At 64.6% G+C, this 12808-nt stretch carries 16 protein-coding genes; 13 read left to right on the forward strand and 3 right to left on the reverse strand.

Going from position 1 to position 12808, the window contains the following annotated elements; all coding sequences use genetic code 11:
- Positions 1-142: 142 nt before the first annotated feature.
- Both urtB and urtA read right to left on the reverse strand, forming a co-directional pair.
- Entirely contained in the window at positions 143-2086 is a 1944-nt protein-coding gene (urtB, locus tag PVW46_RS18020) for an urea ABC transporter permease subunit UrtB (RefSeq protein ID WP_069209312.1), read from the reverse strand.
- 105 nt (positions 2087-2191) lie between these two features.
- The gene (gene urtA / locus PVW46_RS18025; protein WP_069209311.1) at positions 2192-3472 is read right to left on the reverse strand and encodes an urea ABC transporter substrate-binding protein; all 1281 of its coding nucleotides are present in this window, start codon (positions 3470-3472) and stop codon (positions 2192-2194) included.
- A 380-nt stretch (positions 3473-3852) separates the two neighbouring features.
- On the opposite strand from urtA, the gene PVW46_RS18030 reads away from it, so the two are divergent.
- From PVW46_RS18030 to ureG, 13 genes are all read left to right on the forward strand, one after another.
- A complete protein-coding gene (locus tag PVW46_RS18030; protein WP_274577032.1) occupies positions 3853-4695 on the forward strand; it encodes an urease accessory protein UreD in 843 nt (280 codons plus the stop codon).
- A gap of 4 nt (positions 4696-4699) precedes the next feature.
- Positions 4700-5002 (forward strand): urease subunit gamma, encoded by a 303-nt coding sequence (locus PVW46_RS18035; protein WP_043135940.1) that lies wholly within the window; start codon positions 4700-4702, stop codon positions 5000-5002.
- Positions 5003-5043: 41 nt separating this feature from the next.
- Complete coding sequence (locus PVW46_RS18040; protein ID WP_165775088.1) at positions 5044-5208, forward strand: hypothetical protein; 165 nt, start codon at positions 5044-5046, stop codon at positions 5206-5208.
- Positions 5205-5513 carry an urease subunit beta gene (locus PVW46_RS18045; RefSeq protein WP_043135942.1) on the forward strand — a complete coding sequence of 103 codons (309 nt, stop codon included), beginning with the start codon at positions 5205-5207 and terminating at the stop codon, positions 5511-5513. Before PVW46_RS18040 ends, PVW46_RS18045 begins: the two co-directional genes overlap by 4 nt.
- A 58-nt stretch (positions 5514-5571) precedes the next feature.
- Entirely contained in the window at positions 5572-6396 is an 825-nt protein-coding gene (locus tag PVW46_RS18050) for a cyclase family protein (RefSeq protein ID WP_069209310.1), read from the forward strand.
- Positions 6397-6401: 5 nt separating this feature from the next.
- The gene (locus PVW46_RS18055) at positions 6402-6707 is read left to right on the forward strand and encodes a hypothetical protein (protein WP_069209309.1); all 306 of its coding nucleotides are present in this window, start codon (positions 6402-6404) and stop codon (positions 6705-6707) included.
- Entirely contained in the window at positions 6707-7102 is a 396-nt protein-coding gene (locus PVW46_RS18060; protein WP_043135949.1) for a carboxymuconolactone decarboxylase family protein, read from the forward strand. The genes PVW46_RS18055 and PVW46_RS18060 overlap by 1 nt, the downstream gene beginning before the upstream one ends.
- 51 nt (positions 7103-7153) lie before the next feature.
- Positions 7154-8866, forward strand: coding sequence for an urease subunit alpha (gene ureC, locus PVW46_RS18065; RefSeq protein WP_043135951.1), 1713 nt, complete (start codon positions 7154-7156; stop codon positions 8864-8866).
- A gap of 120 nt (positions 8867-8986) precedes the next feature.
- The gene (locus PVW46_RS18070; RefSeq protein WP_069209308.1) at positions 8987-9574 is read left to right on the forward strand and encodes a hypothetical protein; all 588 of its coding nucleotides are present in this window, start codon (positions 8987-8989) and stop codon (positions 9572-9574) included.
- A 154-nt stretch (positions 9575-9728) separates the two neighbouring features.
- Positions 9729-10250, forward strand: a complete 522-nt coding sequence (locus tag PVW46_RS18075; RefSeq protein WP_069209307.1) for a hypothetical protein — start codon at positions 9729-9731, stop codon at positions 10248-10250.
- Entirely contained in the window at positions 10247-10717 is a 471-nt protein-coding gene (locus PVW46_RS18080) for an urease accessory protein UreE (protein WP_069209306.1), read from the forward strand. Before PVW46_RS18075 ends, PVW46_RS18080 begins: the two co-directional genes overlap by 4 nt.
- Complete coding sequence (locus PVW46_RS18085; protein WP_069209305.1) at positions 10707-11348, forward strand: urease accessory protein UreF; 642 nt, start codon at positions 10707-10709, stop codon at positions 11346-11348. Before PVW46_RS18080 ends, PVW46_RS18085 begins: the two co-directional genes overlap by 11 nt.
- On the forward strand, positions 11345-11956 hold the full coding sequence (gene ureG, locus PVW46_RS18090) for an urease accessory protein UreG (protein ID WP_069209304.1): 612 nt from the start codon (positions 11345-11347) through the stop codon (positions 11954-11956). Before PVW46_RS18085 ends, ureG begins: the two co-directional genes overlap by 4 nt.
- A 311-nt stretch (positions 11957-12267) precedes the next feature.
- Here the strand turns inward: ureG and PVW46_RS18095 are convergent, their stop codons facing one another.
- Positions 12268-12702 (reverse strand): RbsD/FucU family protein, encoded by a 435-nt coding sequence (locus tag PVW46_RS18095; protein ID WP_043135965.1) that lies wholly within the window; start codon positions 12700-12702, stop codon positions 12268-12270.
- Between the last annotated feature and the right edge of the window lie 106 nt (positions 12703-12808).

The raw sequence follows: 12808 nt of genomic DNA on the forward strand, positions 1-12808 counted from the left end.
CTCTGCCCCCGGCCTGCGGCCTCCCCCGGCGTGTTTCGGGCCCAAGGAAGACGGGGCGTGCGCGCTGGTGCCGGTGGCGGCGCCACATGTGTGCGGGATCAGGACGCCGTGGCTATGGCTGCAGAACAGGGTGCGCATGGTCTCAGTCTCCTGCCGCGCGGCCCTTGAGGGCGACGATGCCCTTGGGACGGAACTGGATGAAGAGGATGATGAAGAGGATCATGTAGGTCTGTGCCGCCAGGGTGTTCGACGGGTTGAACCATTCGATCCCCTTTTGCAGCGTGCCGATCATAAAGGCACCGGCGAGAGTCCCCCAGACGTTGCCGACACCGCCCACAACCACGGTCATGAAGCTTTGCACGATATAGTCGGCGCCCATTTCCGAGGTCACCTTGGCATAAAGCCCGATGGCCACGCCGGCGATCCCGGCGATGCCAGAGCCCAGGCCGAAGGTCATCATCTTGATCCGGTCCGGGTTGATGCCCATCGAGGCGGCCATGCGCGGGTTCTGTGTCACGGCGCGCACCTCCAGCCCCAGCCGGGTGCGTTTCAGGATGAAAAGAAGAAGGGCCAGGAACAGCAGGGCCAGCACGAAGATGGCGATGCGGATATAACTGATGGCGATCACGTCGTTGATCTGCCACGCGCCGTCCAGCCAGTCGGGCGAGGTCAGCGGGCGGGCCTGGGTGCCGAAGATGTTCTTCGCCAGTTGCTGCAGGGCAATCGAGACGCCGAAGGTGGCCAGCAGGGTTTCCAGCGGGCGGTTGTAGAGCCAGCGGATCACCAGGCGTTCCATCGCCACGCCGGCGCCAAAGGTGACGGCAAAGGCCAGCGGCAGGGCGACGATAAGCGACAGCGTGTAATCGGGAATGAAAAGCTGGACGACATAGCCGGTATAGGCGCCCATCATGATGAATTCGCCATGCGCCATGTTGATGACGCCCATGACGCCAAAGGTGATGGCCAAACCGATGGCGGCGAGGAAGTAGATCGAGGCCAGCGAGATGGCATCAAGCGCGAGATCGCCTGCCTGGCTCATCCCGACGCGGGTCTGAACCGCGTCCTGGGTCCTTTCGGCGGCATCGGTGATGGCACTGTCCGGCTCGTCGTAAGCCTCGTAGATGGTCCAGGCGGCAAGGGTTTCGGCGATGATCTCGGGCGTGGCGCGCGGCGGCAGCGTTCCGGCCTCGGCCAGGGTGTCATAGGCGCGCAGGCGCCGGTCGGACGTGCCAAGCTGGCCGACCGGGATGCCGCCGACCTTGCCGTCCTCGACGTGGCGTTCCAGCGTCGTGCGGATCGACGAGGCATCGACCAGCGCGGGCAGCTCTGTCTGTTCTCCGATCATGGCATAGGCCTCGGCCTCGGGCAGATCGGTGCCGGGCACCAGAACGCGCGCGATATTCGCGTCCTCGGGTAGGTCCTCGGCGATTTCGGTCCGGGTGGCGAGGATCTGGGACAGGACGGCGCGGGCATCGACGCTGAGGTCGGAGGACAGCGCCTCGATGGCCTCGATGCGGGCTTCGGACGTGTCACCGAAACGGGCGACAAGGTAATTCAGCAGACGTTCCTTGCGCGTTTTCAGCGCGGCGTCCGGTTCGCCGTCGATGGAGGCGGCGAGCGGAGGAATCTGGCTGGGATCCAGCCCGCGCGCGATGGCATCGACGGCGTCCCGGCGCTTGGTGATGTCGGGGTCGGAAAGCTGGAACTGGACCAGCGTTTCGGCGATGGCGCGGCGTACCCCGCCATTCGGCTTGATCTGGTCGAGCGCATCCGATGAGACGCCGGTCGCGACGGCATCTCCGCTGGTGATATCCAGCAGGGTCAGCGTGTCGCCCGTCTCCTCGACGTAGAAGAACAGCCCGTCCGCTTCACGGACATAGACGGCCTTGTCCTGCCAGCGCTCCAGAAAGCGCGGCACCTCGGGCAGGCCGGAAGCCGACAGCGCCTCGAGCACAGGGGTGACGGTGCGGCGCGACGGCTTGGCGACTTCCTCCTGGTGCTCTTGCAGGAGCGATTGCAGATCCTGGGAGAAGCCGGGCGCGGGCAGCCACGCGATCAGGAGAACCGCAAGAAGGGCACGGAGCATGTGTCAGCCTGTGTCTTGGGAGGGGGTTGGGCAGGGCGGTCGGGCCGCCCTGCCAGAGTAACCTTGCTCGTCGGGGCGGCATGGCGGCCGCCCCGAGAGGTATCATCAGTAGTTCGACTTGATCTGGACGCAGGTCTCGGTCTCGGTGTTGTACATGCCGCAGCCGAGGTCTTTCCAATCCGACTTCAGCACAGCCGATTCCGGCAGGAAGTCGGTCCAGGCGTCGCCGGGAACCGGGTCGGTCTGGCTGATGATGTCGAACTGGCCGTCCTCTGTGATCTCGCCGATCAGCACCGGCTTGGTCAGGTGGTGGTTCGGCAGCATGACCGCGGTGCCGCCGGTCAGGTTCGGGAATTCCTGCCCGTACATGGCGGTGCGGACAGCATCCACGTCGGTGGTGCCGGCCTGGGTCACGGCGTTCACCCACATGTTGAAACCGATGTAATGCGCTTCCATCGGGTCGTTGGTCACGCGGTCCTCACCCATGCGGGCTTTCCATGCGGCGACCCATGCCTCGTTCGCCTCGGTTTCGGCGGACTGGAAGTAGTTCCATGCGGCGAGGTGGCCGACCAGGTTCACGGTGTCGAGGCCCGAGAGCTCTTCTTCACCCACCGAGAAGGCGACGACAGGGATGTCGTCGGCCGAGATGCCGGCGGCTGCCAGTTCCTTGTAAAACCCGATGTTGGCGTCGCCGTTGATGGTCGAGATCACGCCGACCTGCTTGCCGTCCTCGCCCAGGGCGACGACGTCCGCGACGATGGTGGCCCAGTCAGAATGACCGAAGGGCGTGTAGTTGACGAAGATGTCCTCTTCGGCGATGCCCTTCGATGCCAGGTAGCTGGCCAGGATGTTGTTCGTGGTGCGCGGATAGACGTAGTCGGTGCCCAGCAGGGCGAATTTCTCGACGCCCAGTTCCTCGAGGAAGTAATCCACGGCGGGGATCGCCTGCTGGTTCGGCGCGGCGCCAGTGTAGAAGACGTTCTTGGACGATTCCTCGCCTTCGTACTGCACCGGGTAGAACAGCAGGCCGTTCAGTTCCTCGATCACCGGCAGGACCGATTTCCGCGACACGGAGGTCCAGTTGCCGAAGATCACGTCGACCTCGTGCACGGTCAGCAGTTCACGCGCCTTTTCGGCGAAGAGCGGCCAGTCCGAGGCCGGGTCGACCACGACGGCTTCAAGCTCGCAGCCCAGCAGGCCGCCTTTTTCGTTCTGGTCCGCCAACAGCATCAGCATGGTGTCTTTCAGCGTGGTTTCCGAAATCGCCATCGTGCCGGACAACGAGTGCAGGACGCCGACCTTGATGGTGCAGTCCTGGGCGCTTGCGCCGCCCGCGATGATGGCCAGTGCGGCAGCACCGGACAGAAGTTTCGTGAAACGGTTCATTCCTGTCTCCCCGCGGGCGAGCGGCCCTTGTCGGCACGTTTCCGAGCGACTAGGTCCTCCCCCGCAACAACTTGTTGCATCCAGTGTGGCGGCCTGACCGAGGTGCGAACTTGACCGGTCGCCACACGCCCTTTCCGTCCATCTCCTGAGCAGCGCGGCCTGGGCGCCTCGAGTCATCTGGCCCAGGTGCCTTTCGGTCAATCGCGGGAGGGGAGCTGACAGGTGTGTGGCAGGAAATGCCCAACTATTGAACCGAAACCGGCATGAACGCCTAATTTGTCAGCGAAAGTTCCGGCCACCTGTCTGCGAAAGTGCCCAAGCATGTTGCAATGGCCGGTCCGCAGTGGCGGTATCGTGCCGAAAGAGGTCGCGGGGGGACCATGACACTGCATATGCGCAAGGACCGGACGGAAGAGGCCGCGCCCGCGGCAAGGCTGCCCCGGGCGCGCGGCACGCTGGACCTGTCGACCAAGTCACGCGCCGACCAATCGGCGATAGACGGCTTGCGCACCTCCGGTTGCCTGCGGGCACTGTTTCCGCGCCGCCAGGCAGGGGTCGAGGCCATTGTCATCAACACGTCGGGAGGGTTGACCGGGGGTGACCGGCTGGACCTCGCTGCCACGGCAGGGCAAGGCTCTCACCTGACGCTGACGACCCAGGCGGCCGAACGTGCCTACAAGGCGAGTTCCGACATCGCCAGGGTCCAAACGCGGCTCGAGGCCGGAGCCGACGCGAGTCTGCACTGGTTGCCGCAGGAGTTGATCCTGTTCGAAGGTGCGCGCCTGCGACGGCGCCTGCGGGCCGATCTGGCCTCGGATGCGCGCCTTTTGCTGGTTGAACCGGTGATCTTTGGCCGCAGCGCGATGGGGGAACATCTGCACGACGTGCGTTTCGATGACCGGATCGAAGTCTGGCGCGGGGGCTCACCTCTCTACCTTGATTCCGTGCAGCTGGACGGTGACCTGGAGGCGCGGATGCGGCGCCCGGCGATTGGCGGCGGTGCGGGCGCGATGGCCAGCCTTGTCTATGTCGCGCCCGACGCCGAGGCGCACCTGGCGGCCCTGCGGCCGATGCTGCCCGAGACCTGCGGCGTGTCCCTGATGCGCGAGGATCTGTTGATCCTGCGGATGCTGGCGCGCGACAGTCTGAATTTGCGGCGCAGCCTGCTGCCCGTGCTGGACCGGCTGAGCCGGGACACCCTGCCGACATCCTGGAGACTTTGAAGACATGCAACTGACCCCGCGCGAGAAAGACAAGCTGCTGGTCGCGATGGCCGCCGAGGTGGCCCGCAAGCGCCTGAGCCGCGGCGTGAAACTGAACTACCCCGAGGCGATTGCACTGATCACCGACGCCGTGGTCGAAGGCGCCCGGGACGGGCGATCCGTCGCCGACATGATGCAGGCGGGCGCCGAGGTCATCACGCGTGAACAATGCATGGAAGGCGTGCCCGAGATGATCCACGAGGTTCAGGTCGAGGCGACCTTTCCGGACGGCACCAAGCTGGTGACGGTTCACGATCCGATCCGGTGACAATGAGTATTTTCAGAGAGAAGAAAGACGAGGGACAAAGAATGAAGAAGCTGATCGCAACTGGCGCCGCACTCATGGCCGCCGCACCCGCAATGGCGCATCCGGGCTCGCACATGCATCCGCATGGCGCCGAAAGCTGGCTTAGCCTGTTGCCCGCCGTGGCGCTGATCGTGGTTGCGGGCCTGATCGCCTGGGGCCGGAGATGATCCCCGGAGAGCTGTTCCCTGCCGGGGGCACGCTGACCCTGAACGAAGGCCGTGAGGTGGTGACGCTGCGCGTGGCCAATACCGGCGACCGCCCGGTGCAGGTGGGCTCTCATTACCACTTCGCCGAGGCCAACCCGGCGCTTGATTTCGACCGGACCGCCGCGCGCGGATGCCGGCTTGATATCGCGGCGGGAACGGCGGTGCGGTTCGAGCCGGGGCAGGCGCGCGAGGTCAACCTGATCCCGATTTCGGGGGCGCGCCGGGTCTACGGGTTCAATCAGCAGGTGATGGGCGCGCTGGACTGACGCGCCCGAGTCGGCACAGACTGAGGAACCGTAAGGTTCAATCAGGGAAGGAAAGACCATGTGCGATATCTGCGTGATGAAAAGCGTGAAGGACCGGATGCTGTCGCGGCGTTCGTTCTTCAGGGCAGGGGCCGTTGCCGGCGCCGGGGCCGTTCTGGGGGCCGGACTGCCAAAACCCGCGATGGCGGCCAGCCACGGCGGCGGCGGTGTCGTCGACATGACCCACACCTACGACGAGAGCTTTCCGACCTATTTCGGGGTGCCGGGAATTTCCTATGACAAGGGGGCCGATTTCGCCAAGGACGGGTTCAACCTGTATAACCTGACGGTCAACGAGCACACCGGCACCCATGTGGACGCGCCGTTGCATTTCTCGGCCGATGGGCAGTCGGTGGACGAAATCCCGGTCGACAGCCTGGTCTGCCCGCTGGTCAAGGTGGATATCGCGGCCCGGGCGGCGGAAGACGCCGACACGATGGTGACACCTGACGACCTCAAGGCGTGGATCGCCGCACATGGCGATATCCCCGAGGGCGCCTGCGTGGCGATGGATTCGGGCTGGACCGCCAGGCTGGGCACCGACGGGTTCCGCAACGCGGATGGGGACGGGGTGATGCATTTCCCGGGTTTCCACGTCGAGGCGGCCCAGATGCTTGCCGAGGAAACGGGCGCGCGGGCCATCGCGACGGACACGCTGTCGCTGGACCCGGGCAACTCGGCCACCTTCGACGCGCACTACGCATGGTTGCCGACCAATCGCTACGGGATCGAGAATATTGCCAACCTCGGCAATGTCCCGGCCTCCGGGGCCACGCTGATCGTGGGGGCCCCGAAACATGCGCGCGGCACCGGTGGCCCTGCACGCATCTTCGCGATGGTGTGACGCTTATGGTCCGGCTGTCCCCTTTCGATCTCTGGCTCACCGCCTCGCGCTTTGCCTGCATGGCGGCCGAGGCGCAAACGGTGGTGGCCATGCGGGTTCTGGGGATGGCCGGGCTGTGGTCCGTGACCCCCTCCGAGACGGTACGGATGATGCGTGAAAAGGCGGTGAATTTCCCGCTGGCGATGGAACAGGCGACCCGCGCGGCCTGGAAAGGGGAAGATCCCCTTGGCGCCGCGCTGGCCCCGCTGCATCGCCAGACCCGGGCCAACGCGCTGCGGCTGGCGCGGCGCGGACCCAAGTGGAGGATGTAATGGCGACGGTCAAACTGTTGTCCGACGAGGAACTGAGCGCCGAGGCAAAGGCGGTTTTCGACGACATCCGCGCGGTGCGCGGGACGGATTTCATTAACAACTTCTGGCGCGCGCTGGCGCATGACCCGGCGCTGCTGAAGGCGACGTGGGACAGGCTGAAGGTGGTGATGGCGCCCGGCGCGCTGGATCCGCTGGTCAAGGAGATGATCTATGTCGCCGTCTCCGGCACCAACGGTTGTGCCTACTGCGCCCATTCTCACACTGCCTCGGCCCGCGCCAAGGGGATGACGCCCGAGATGTACGGCGAACTGCTGGCCGTGATGGGCATGGCCAACCAGACCAACGCCCTCGCGAGTGCCCTGCAGGTGCCGGTCGACGAGGTTTTCAAGGAATAGGACGCGGCCCGGACCCGAAGAGGATCCGCCGATGACAAGAACGAGGACAGGATGCCAGCCACTATCAAACGCTCTGACTACGCCGCCATGTTCGGCCCCACCACCGGCGACCGGCTGCGGCTGGCCGATACCGACCTGATCATCGAGGTCGAAAAGGACCTGACCGGTCCTTACGGCGAAGAGGTGAAATTCGGCGGCGGCAAGGTGATCCGCGACGGCATGGGCCAGGCCCAGACCACACGGGCTGAGGGCGCCGTGGACACGGTCATCACCAATGCGCTGATCGTCGATCACTCGGGCATCTACAAGGCTGACGTGGGGCTGAAGAACGGGCGCATCCACAAGATCGGCAAGGCCGGTAACCCGGACACCCAGCCCGGCGTCGACATCATCGTCGGCCCGGGGACAGAGGCCATCGCGGGCGAAGGGCGCATCCTGACCGCGGGCGGCTTTGACAGTCACATCCATTTCATCTGCCCGCAACAGATCGAGGATGCCCTGCATTCCGGCCTGACCACCATGCTGGGCGGGGGCACCGGCCCGGCGCATGGCACGCTGGCCACCACCTGTACGCCGGGTCCCTGGCACATCGGGCGGATGTTGCAGGCGGCGGATGCCTTTCCGATGAACCTGGCCTTTGCGGGCAAGGGGAACGCCTCGTTGCCCGCGGCACTGGAGGAACAGGTGCTGGGCGGCGCCTGCGCGCTGAAACTGCACGAGGATTGGGGCACGACGCCCGGCGCCATCGACTGCTGCCTGAGCGTGGCGGACGCGATGGACGTGCAGGTGATGATCCACACTGATACGCTGAACGAAAGCGGCTTTGTCGAGAATACGGTGAAGGCCATGAAGGGCCGCACCATCCACGCCTTCCACACCGAAGGCGCGGGGGGCGGACACGCGCCGGACATCATCAAGATCTGCGGCGAGGAACACGTCCTGCCCTCCTCGACCAACCCAACGCGGCCATTCACCGTGAACACTCTGGAAGAGCATCTCGACATGCTCATGGTCTGCCACCACCTGGACAAGGCAATCCCGGAGGACGTGGCCTTTGCCGAAAGCCGCATCCGGCGCGAGACCATCGCCGCCGAGGACATCCTGCACGACATGGGCGCGTTTTCGATCATCGCGTCGGACAGTCAGGCGATGGGCCGCGTGGGCGAGGTGCTGATCCGCACCTGGCAGACCGCAGACAAGATGAAGAAACAGCGCGGGCGGCTGAGCGAGGAGACCGGCGACAACGACAATTTCCGTGTCCGGCGCTACATCGCGAAATACACGATCAATCCGGCCATCGCGCATGGCATCGGCCATGAGATCGGCAGCATCGAGGAAGGCAAGCGCGCCGACCTGGTCCTGTGGAACCCGGCGTTCTTTGGCGTGAAGCCCGAGATGGTGCTGATCGGTGGCTCCATCGCCTGTGCGCAGATGGGCGATCCGAATGCCTCGATCCCGACGCCTCAGCCGGTCTATAGCCGGCCCATGTTCGGCGCCTATGGCCGCAGCGTGGAAAATTCTGCCGTCACCTTCGTCTCCGAGGCCGCGCATGCCGAGGGGATCGGCGCCGGGCTGGGGCTGGCCAAGCAGACGGTGGCGGTCAGGAACACGCGTGGCATCGGCAAGAAGGACCTGCTGCTGAACGATGCGACACCTACGGTCGAGGTCGACCCGGAAACCTACGAGGTGCGCGCCAATGGTGAGTTGCTGACCTGCGAACCGGCCAGCGAACTGCCGATGGCACAGCGGTATTTCCTGTTCTGAACCGTCCCGGGGCGGCGGGCCGGCCCCTGCGGGCCGCCGCTTGATATCCGCCAGTTGCTCTCGCAACATGATCCTGGTCCGGGCGTCACCGGACGCGGATCAATCGATTGGAGTTTGAACATGCGCAGCTTGGTCCTGGCCGCCGGCCTTGCTTTCCTTGCCCCCGTGGCCTGGGGGTGTCCCGTGGGATCGGACATCGACAAGGGCATTCGCTTTACCGTCGATGACGTCGATACGGAGGAATACCGCCGCATCGGGCCCGGCATGATCGAGGCGGTCTATTCCGCCTCGGACGGGCTGGTCACGCGCAACCTGCTGGCGCAGGGGGTCTACCTGGTCGAACTGGTCGATCTGGTCGAGGGCGTGCCGGACCAGGATACGCGTGTCACCTATGCTTTTCCGGGCCGCGCAGAAGAACTGGCGGTGCCCGAACCGGGCGGGCAGGTGACCTATGACGTGGCGATCAACAACCTTGGCGATCTCGACAAGGAACGCCAGATCTACGACTTCGGCCCGCTGTCCAAGATCAACTTCGGCGCCTGCGAATACGATCTGATCCCGATCGAGATCCGGTATGAGCCCGACGACAGCGGCACGGTCGACCTGCTGTATTACCTCCCCGCCTTCGGCTTTTCCTACTACGCGGGCAGTGACTATACGGACGGTTCAGACCGCTACAACTATTCCGACATCGAGGTGATCGAATGAGGGGCAGGCCGCCGCGATGCCTTGCCTCCTACCCAGGACCGCACAGCCTCATGCGGCCAAAAGGAACAAGGTAACTGACTTGAAAACTGAACTGCTTGTTTGCGCCACATCTGTGCTGTGCGGGTTAGGCGCCCCACTTTGGGCGTCCTGTCCGGTGGCCGATGATCTCTACACTGGCATTCGCTTCACGATCGACGGCGGACACGTCGAGACCTTTACCCAGATGCGGCCCGGATTCGTCGAGTCTGTCTGGGAAGAGGGGGATTATGTCGGTTGGGTGGATATCGCCAAAGGGGTCTACATCATGGAGCAGCAGGAGCTCGATTCCGACCATAACCCCATTGGCGACATGGTCCATTACACCTTTGAAACCGAGTCCGGCGTCCTGCCTGTTCCAGAGCCGGGTGGCGGGTTCAGCGCGAAGGTCGTTGTGATCCGGGGTGGCGAGCAATGGACAGAGACCCATGACTACCGCTTTGGCCAGGAGGCGATCAACACCATCGGCGGCTGCGATTACCGCATGATCCCGATCGAGGTCCGCTATGGGGGCGATATCGTGTCTAGCGTCGATTACCTGCGTTACCTGCCCGAGCTTGGGATCACCTACATCGCCGGGTTCGAAAACGATGGTGAGCGGACGGACTATTACTATAGCAGCATCGAGGTGGTGCAATGACCGAGCTTCCCGTGGCCCAGACCCTGCGACCCGCGGGCAGCTGGTCGGGCGAACATGAGACCTGCCGGCTGACGTATGACGAACGCTTCCTGCGCCGCAAGGTGTTGACGACCGTCAACGGAGAGCGCTTCGTCGTCGACCTGGAAAAGACGACCTCCCTGGAAGAGGGCGACGCGCTGGAATGCGATGACGGGCGCCTGATCGAAGTGGTCGCGGCGGCAGAGGATCTGCTGGCCGTGTCCGGGGATCTGCCTCGTCTGGCTTGGCACATTGGCAACCGTCACACGCCCTGCCAGATGGCAGGGACCGTGCTGCTGATCCAGCGCGACCCGGTCATCCGGCACATGCTGGAACACCTGGGGGCCGGGATTGCCGAGGTTCAGGAGCCGTTTACGCCCGAGGGCGGCGCCTATGGCCACGGCCGCACCCACAGCCACGAGCACGGCCATACTGCCCATGCCCATTGACCCGCGCCTGCTGACGCTGACGCAATGGCTGTCCCCTGCCTACCCGGTGGGCGCCTTCGCCTGGTCACACGGTTTGGAAAGCGCCGTGGGGCAGGGCTGGGTGACCGATGCGGAGAGCCTTCAGGAATGGTTGACGGATGTCCTGCGCGACGGGTCCGGCAAGGCGGATGCGCTCTGGATCCGGCTGGCCTGGCAGGGGGATCGGTCCGCGGCCGAGCTCGACGCACTGGCGCGCGCTTGGCAGCCCTCACGCGAACGCCTGCGCGAGGCGGAACGCCAGGGCGCGGCCTTTGCGCAGGTCACGGCCGAGGTTTGGGACCTGGATTTGCCGCCGATGCTCTTGCCCGTGGCGCTGGGCGATGCGGCGCGGCAGATGGACATGATGATAGAGCCAGTGATTGCGCTTTATCTTCAGTCCTTTGCAGGCAACCTGGTCTCTGCCGCCCAGCGGCTGATGCCCCTGGGGCAGATGGCGGCGCAGGCTGTGCTGGCGCGACTGGCGCCGCTGTGCGCCGAGGTGGCGGCGGGCACCGAGGGGCTGACATTGGACGATATGGCCTCCTGCGCCTTTCTGTCCGATATCGCTTCCATGAAACACGAAACACTTGAACCGAGGCTATTCCAGTCATGACACGGATGAACGGCCCCTTGCGCATTGGCATCGGCGGGCCTGTCGGCGCCGGCAAGACCACCCTGACCGCGCGGCTTGCCGAGCGGCTGAAGGATGATTTCTCGATCGGGGTGATCACCAACGACATCTACACGCAAGAGGACGCCGAGGCGCTGATGCGGATGCAGATCCTGCCCGCGGACCGGGTGATCGGCGTGGAAACCGGGGGGTGTCCGCACACGGCAATCCGCGAGGATGCCTCGATCAACCTGGCCGCCGTGGCCGAGATGCGGCAGCGGCATCCGGAGGTCGAGATCGTCCTGATCGAATCCGGGGGCGACAACCTGTCGGCCACCTTCAGTCCGGAGCTGGCGGACCTCACGGTCTATGTCATTGATGTTGCTGCCGGAGAAGAGATCCCCCGCAAGGGTGGACCGGCGATCACGCGGTCGGATCTGCTGGTCATCAACAAGACCGACCTGGCGCCTTATGTCGGCGCCTCTCTGGAGGTGATGGAGCGCGATGCGACGCGGGTCCGCGCGGGGCGACCGTTCCTGTTCTCAGCTCTCAAGGGCGGGGAAGGGGTCGAGGGGATCGTGGCGAAACTGCGGGACATCGCAGGGCTCTGATCGGTGTGTCCGGTTGGCTTTGGCGGCGCGCTCGCCAAGATCCGGGTGCAGGGATTCACTCCCGCGGGTCTTGCATCTGCCCCGGATGGTCCCGGGAAAAACGTATTTGATCAAAGGGTTGACTGGGCGGTTCAGAAAGCGGCCCAGTCGGTGAACTGGTAGGTCTTGGGCGTGGTGCGGCCCGGGACGGGCATGGTGGGCTGTGCGGGGCGGGGCTGGTTGTGCTTGGTCATGGCGGGTCTCCTTTTCCTGTCTCTGAAGATGGGGGAAGGCGCCCTATTCCGACAGTCACGAAAACCATACCGGCCAGTTCAGTTTGGCGGGATGACCCCTTTCTTGAGGATGATGTTCCCATAAAGCCTTGATTCCCCGGTTTGAATCACGGCGAATGCGGTCTTTGCCCGCTCGTAGAAGGCAAAGCGTTCCAGCGTCGCGATGGGCGCGGGGTTGTCCGCGAAATCATTGATAAGGGTTTGAAATTCATTGAATATTTCTGGGGTGGCCTCGGCGTCGCCGACCACCTGCATGGTATGGGCCGGGTCCTTGACGAAACTGTCCAGCGGCAAGAGTGTCAGAACCGCTTGCAGCACCTGGGTGGCGGACAGGCCATCAAGGCGGTGCACCTTGCATCCCATTGAATAGGCTGGGAAATTGCAATCCGCAATCACGAGGTCATCGCCGTGTCCCATCGCCCGCAGGCTGTACAGGATCTCGGGCGAGAGGATGGCGGGGATGTTGCGCAGCATGGGGGACCCTCCGGAATACCCGACCATGAAAACGCCCTCGGGGGTGCGGCGCAAGGGTGCAATTGACGGGGGACACCTTGTACAAAACGTACAAAACGTACGCGGA

Origin of the sequence: Mameliella sp. AT18 (genome assembly GCF_028807275.1) — a bacterium.
GTDB classification, from domain to species: Bacteria; Pseudomonadota; Alphaproteobacteria; order Rhodobacterales; family Rhodobacteraceae; genus Antarctobacter; species Antarctobacter albus.

Excerpts from the sequence above, each read along its gene's own strand:
- PVW46_RS18050 (WP_069209310.1), top strand. The coding sequence starts at position 5,572 with ATGTGCGATATCTGCGTGATGAAAAGCGTGAAGGACCGGATGCTGTCG.
- PVW46_RS18035 (WP_043135940.1), top strand. The coding sequence starts at position 4,700 with ATGCAACTGACCCCGCGCGAGAAAGACAAGCTGCTGGTCGCGATGGCC.
- PVW46_RS18070 (WP_069209308.1), top strand. The coding sequence starts at position 8,987 with ATGCGCAGCTTGGTCCTGGCCGCCGGCCTTGCTTTCCTTGCCCCCGTG.
- PVW46_RS18080 (WP_069209306.1), top strand. The coding sequence starts at position 10,247 with ATGACCGAGCTTCCCGTGGCCCAGACCCTGCGACCCGCGGGCAGCTGG.
- PVW46_RS18040 (WP_165775088.1), top strand. The coding sequence starts at position 5,044 with ATGAAGAAGCTGATCGCAACTGGCGCCGCACTCATGGCCGCCGCACCC.
- urtA (WP_069209311.1), bottom strand. The coding sequence starts at position 3,472 with ATGAACCGTTTCACGAAACTTCTGTCCGGTGCTGCCGCACTGGCCATC.
- PVW46_RS18060 (WP_043135949.1), top strand. The coding sequence starts at position 6,707 with ATGGCGACGGTCAAACTGTTGTCCGACGAGGAACTGAGCGCCGAGGCA.
- PVW46_RS18095 (WP_043135965.1), bottom strand. The coding sequence starts at position 12,702 with ATGCTGCGCAACATCCCCGCCATCCTCTCGCCCGAGATCCTGTACAGC.
- PVW46_RS18055 (WP_069209309.1), top strand. The coding sequence starts at position 6,402 with ATGGTCCGGCTGTCCCCTTTCGATCTCTGGCTCACCGCCTCGCGCTTT.
- PVW46_RS18030 (WP_274577032.1), top strand. The coding sequence starts at position 3,853 with ATGACACTGCATATGCGCAAGGACCGGACGGAAGAGGCCGCGCCCGCG.
- urtB (WP_069209312.1), bottom strand. The coding sequence starts at position 2,086 with ATGCTCCGTGCCCTTCTTGCGGTTCTCCTGATCGCGTGGCTGCCCGCG.
- PVW46_RS18085 (WP_069209305.1), top strand. The coding sequence starts at position 10,707 with ATGCCCATTGACCCGCGCCTGCTGACGCTGACGCAATGGCTGTCCCCT.
- ureG (WP_069209304.1), top strand. The coding sequence starts at position 11,345 with ATGACACGGATGAACGGCCCCTTGCGCATTGGCATCGGCGGGCCTGTC.
- ureC (WP_043135951.1), top strand. The coding sequence starts at position 7,154 with ATGCCAGCCACTATCAAACGCTCTGACTACGCCGCCATGTTCGGCCCC.
- PVW46_RS18045 (WP_043135942.1), top strand. The coding sequence starts at position 5,205 with ATGATCCCCGGAGAGCTGTTCCCTGCCGGGGGCACGCTGACCCTGAAC.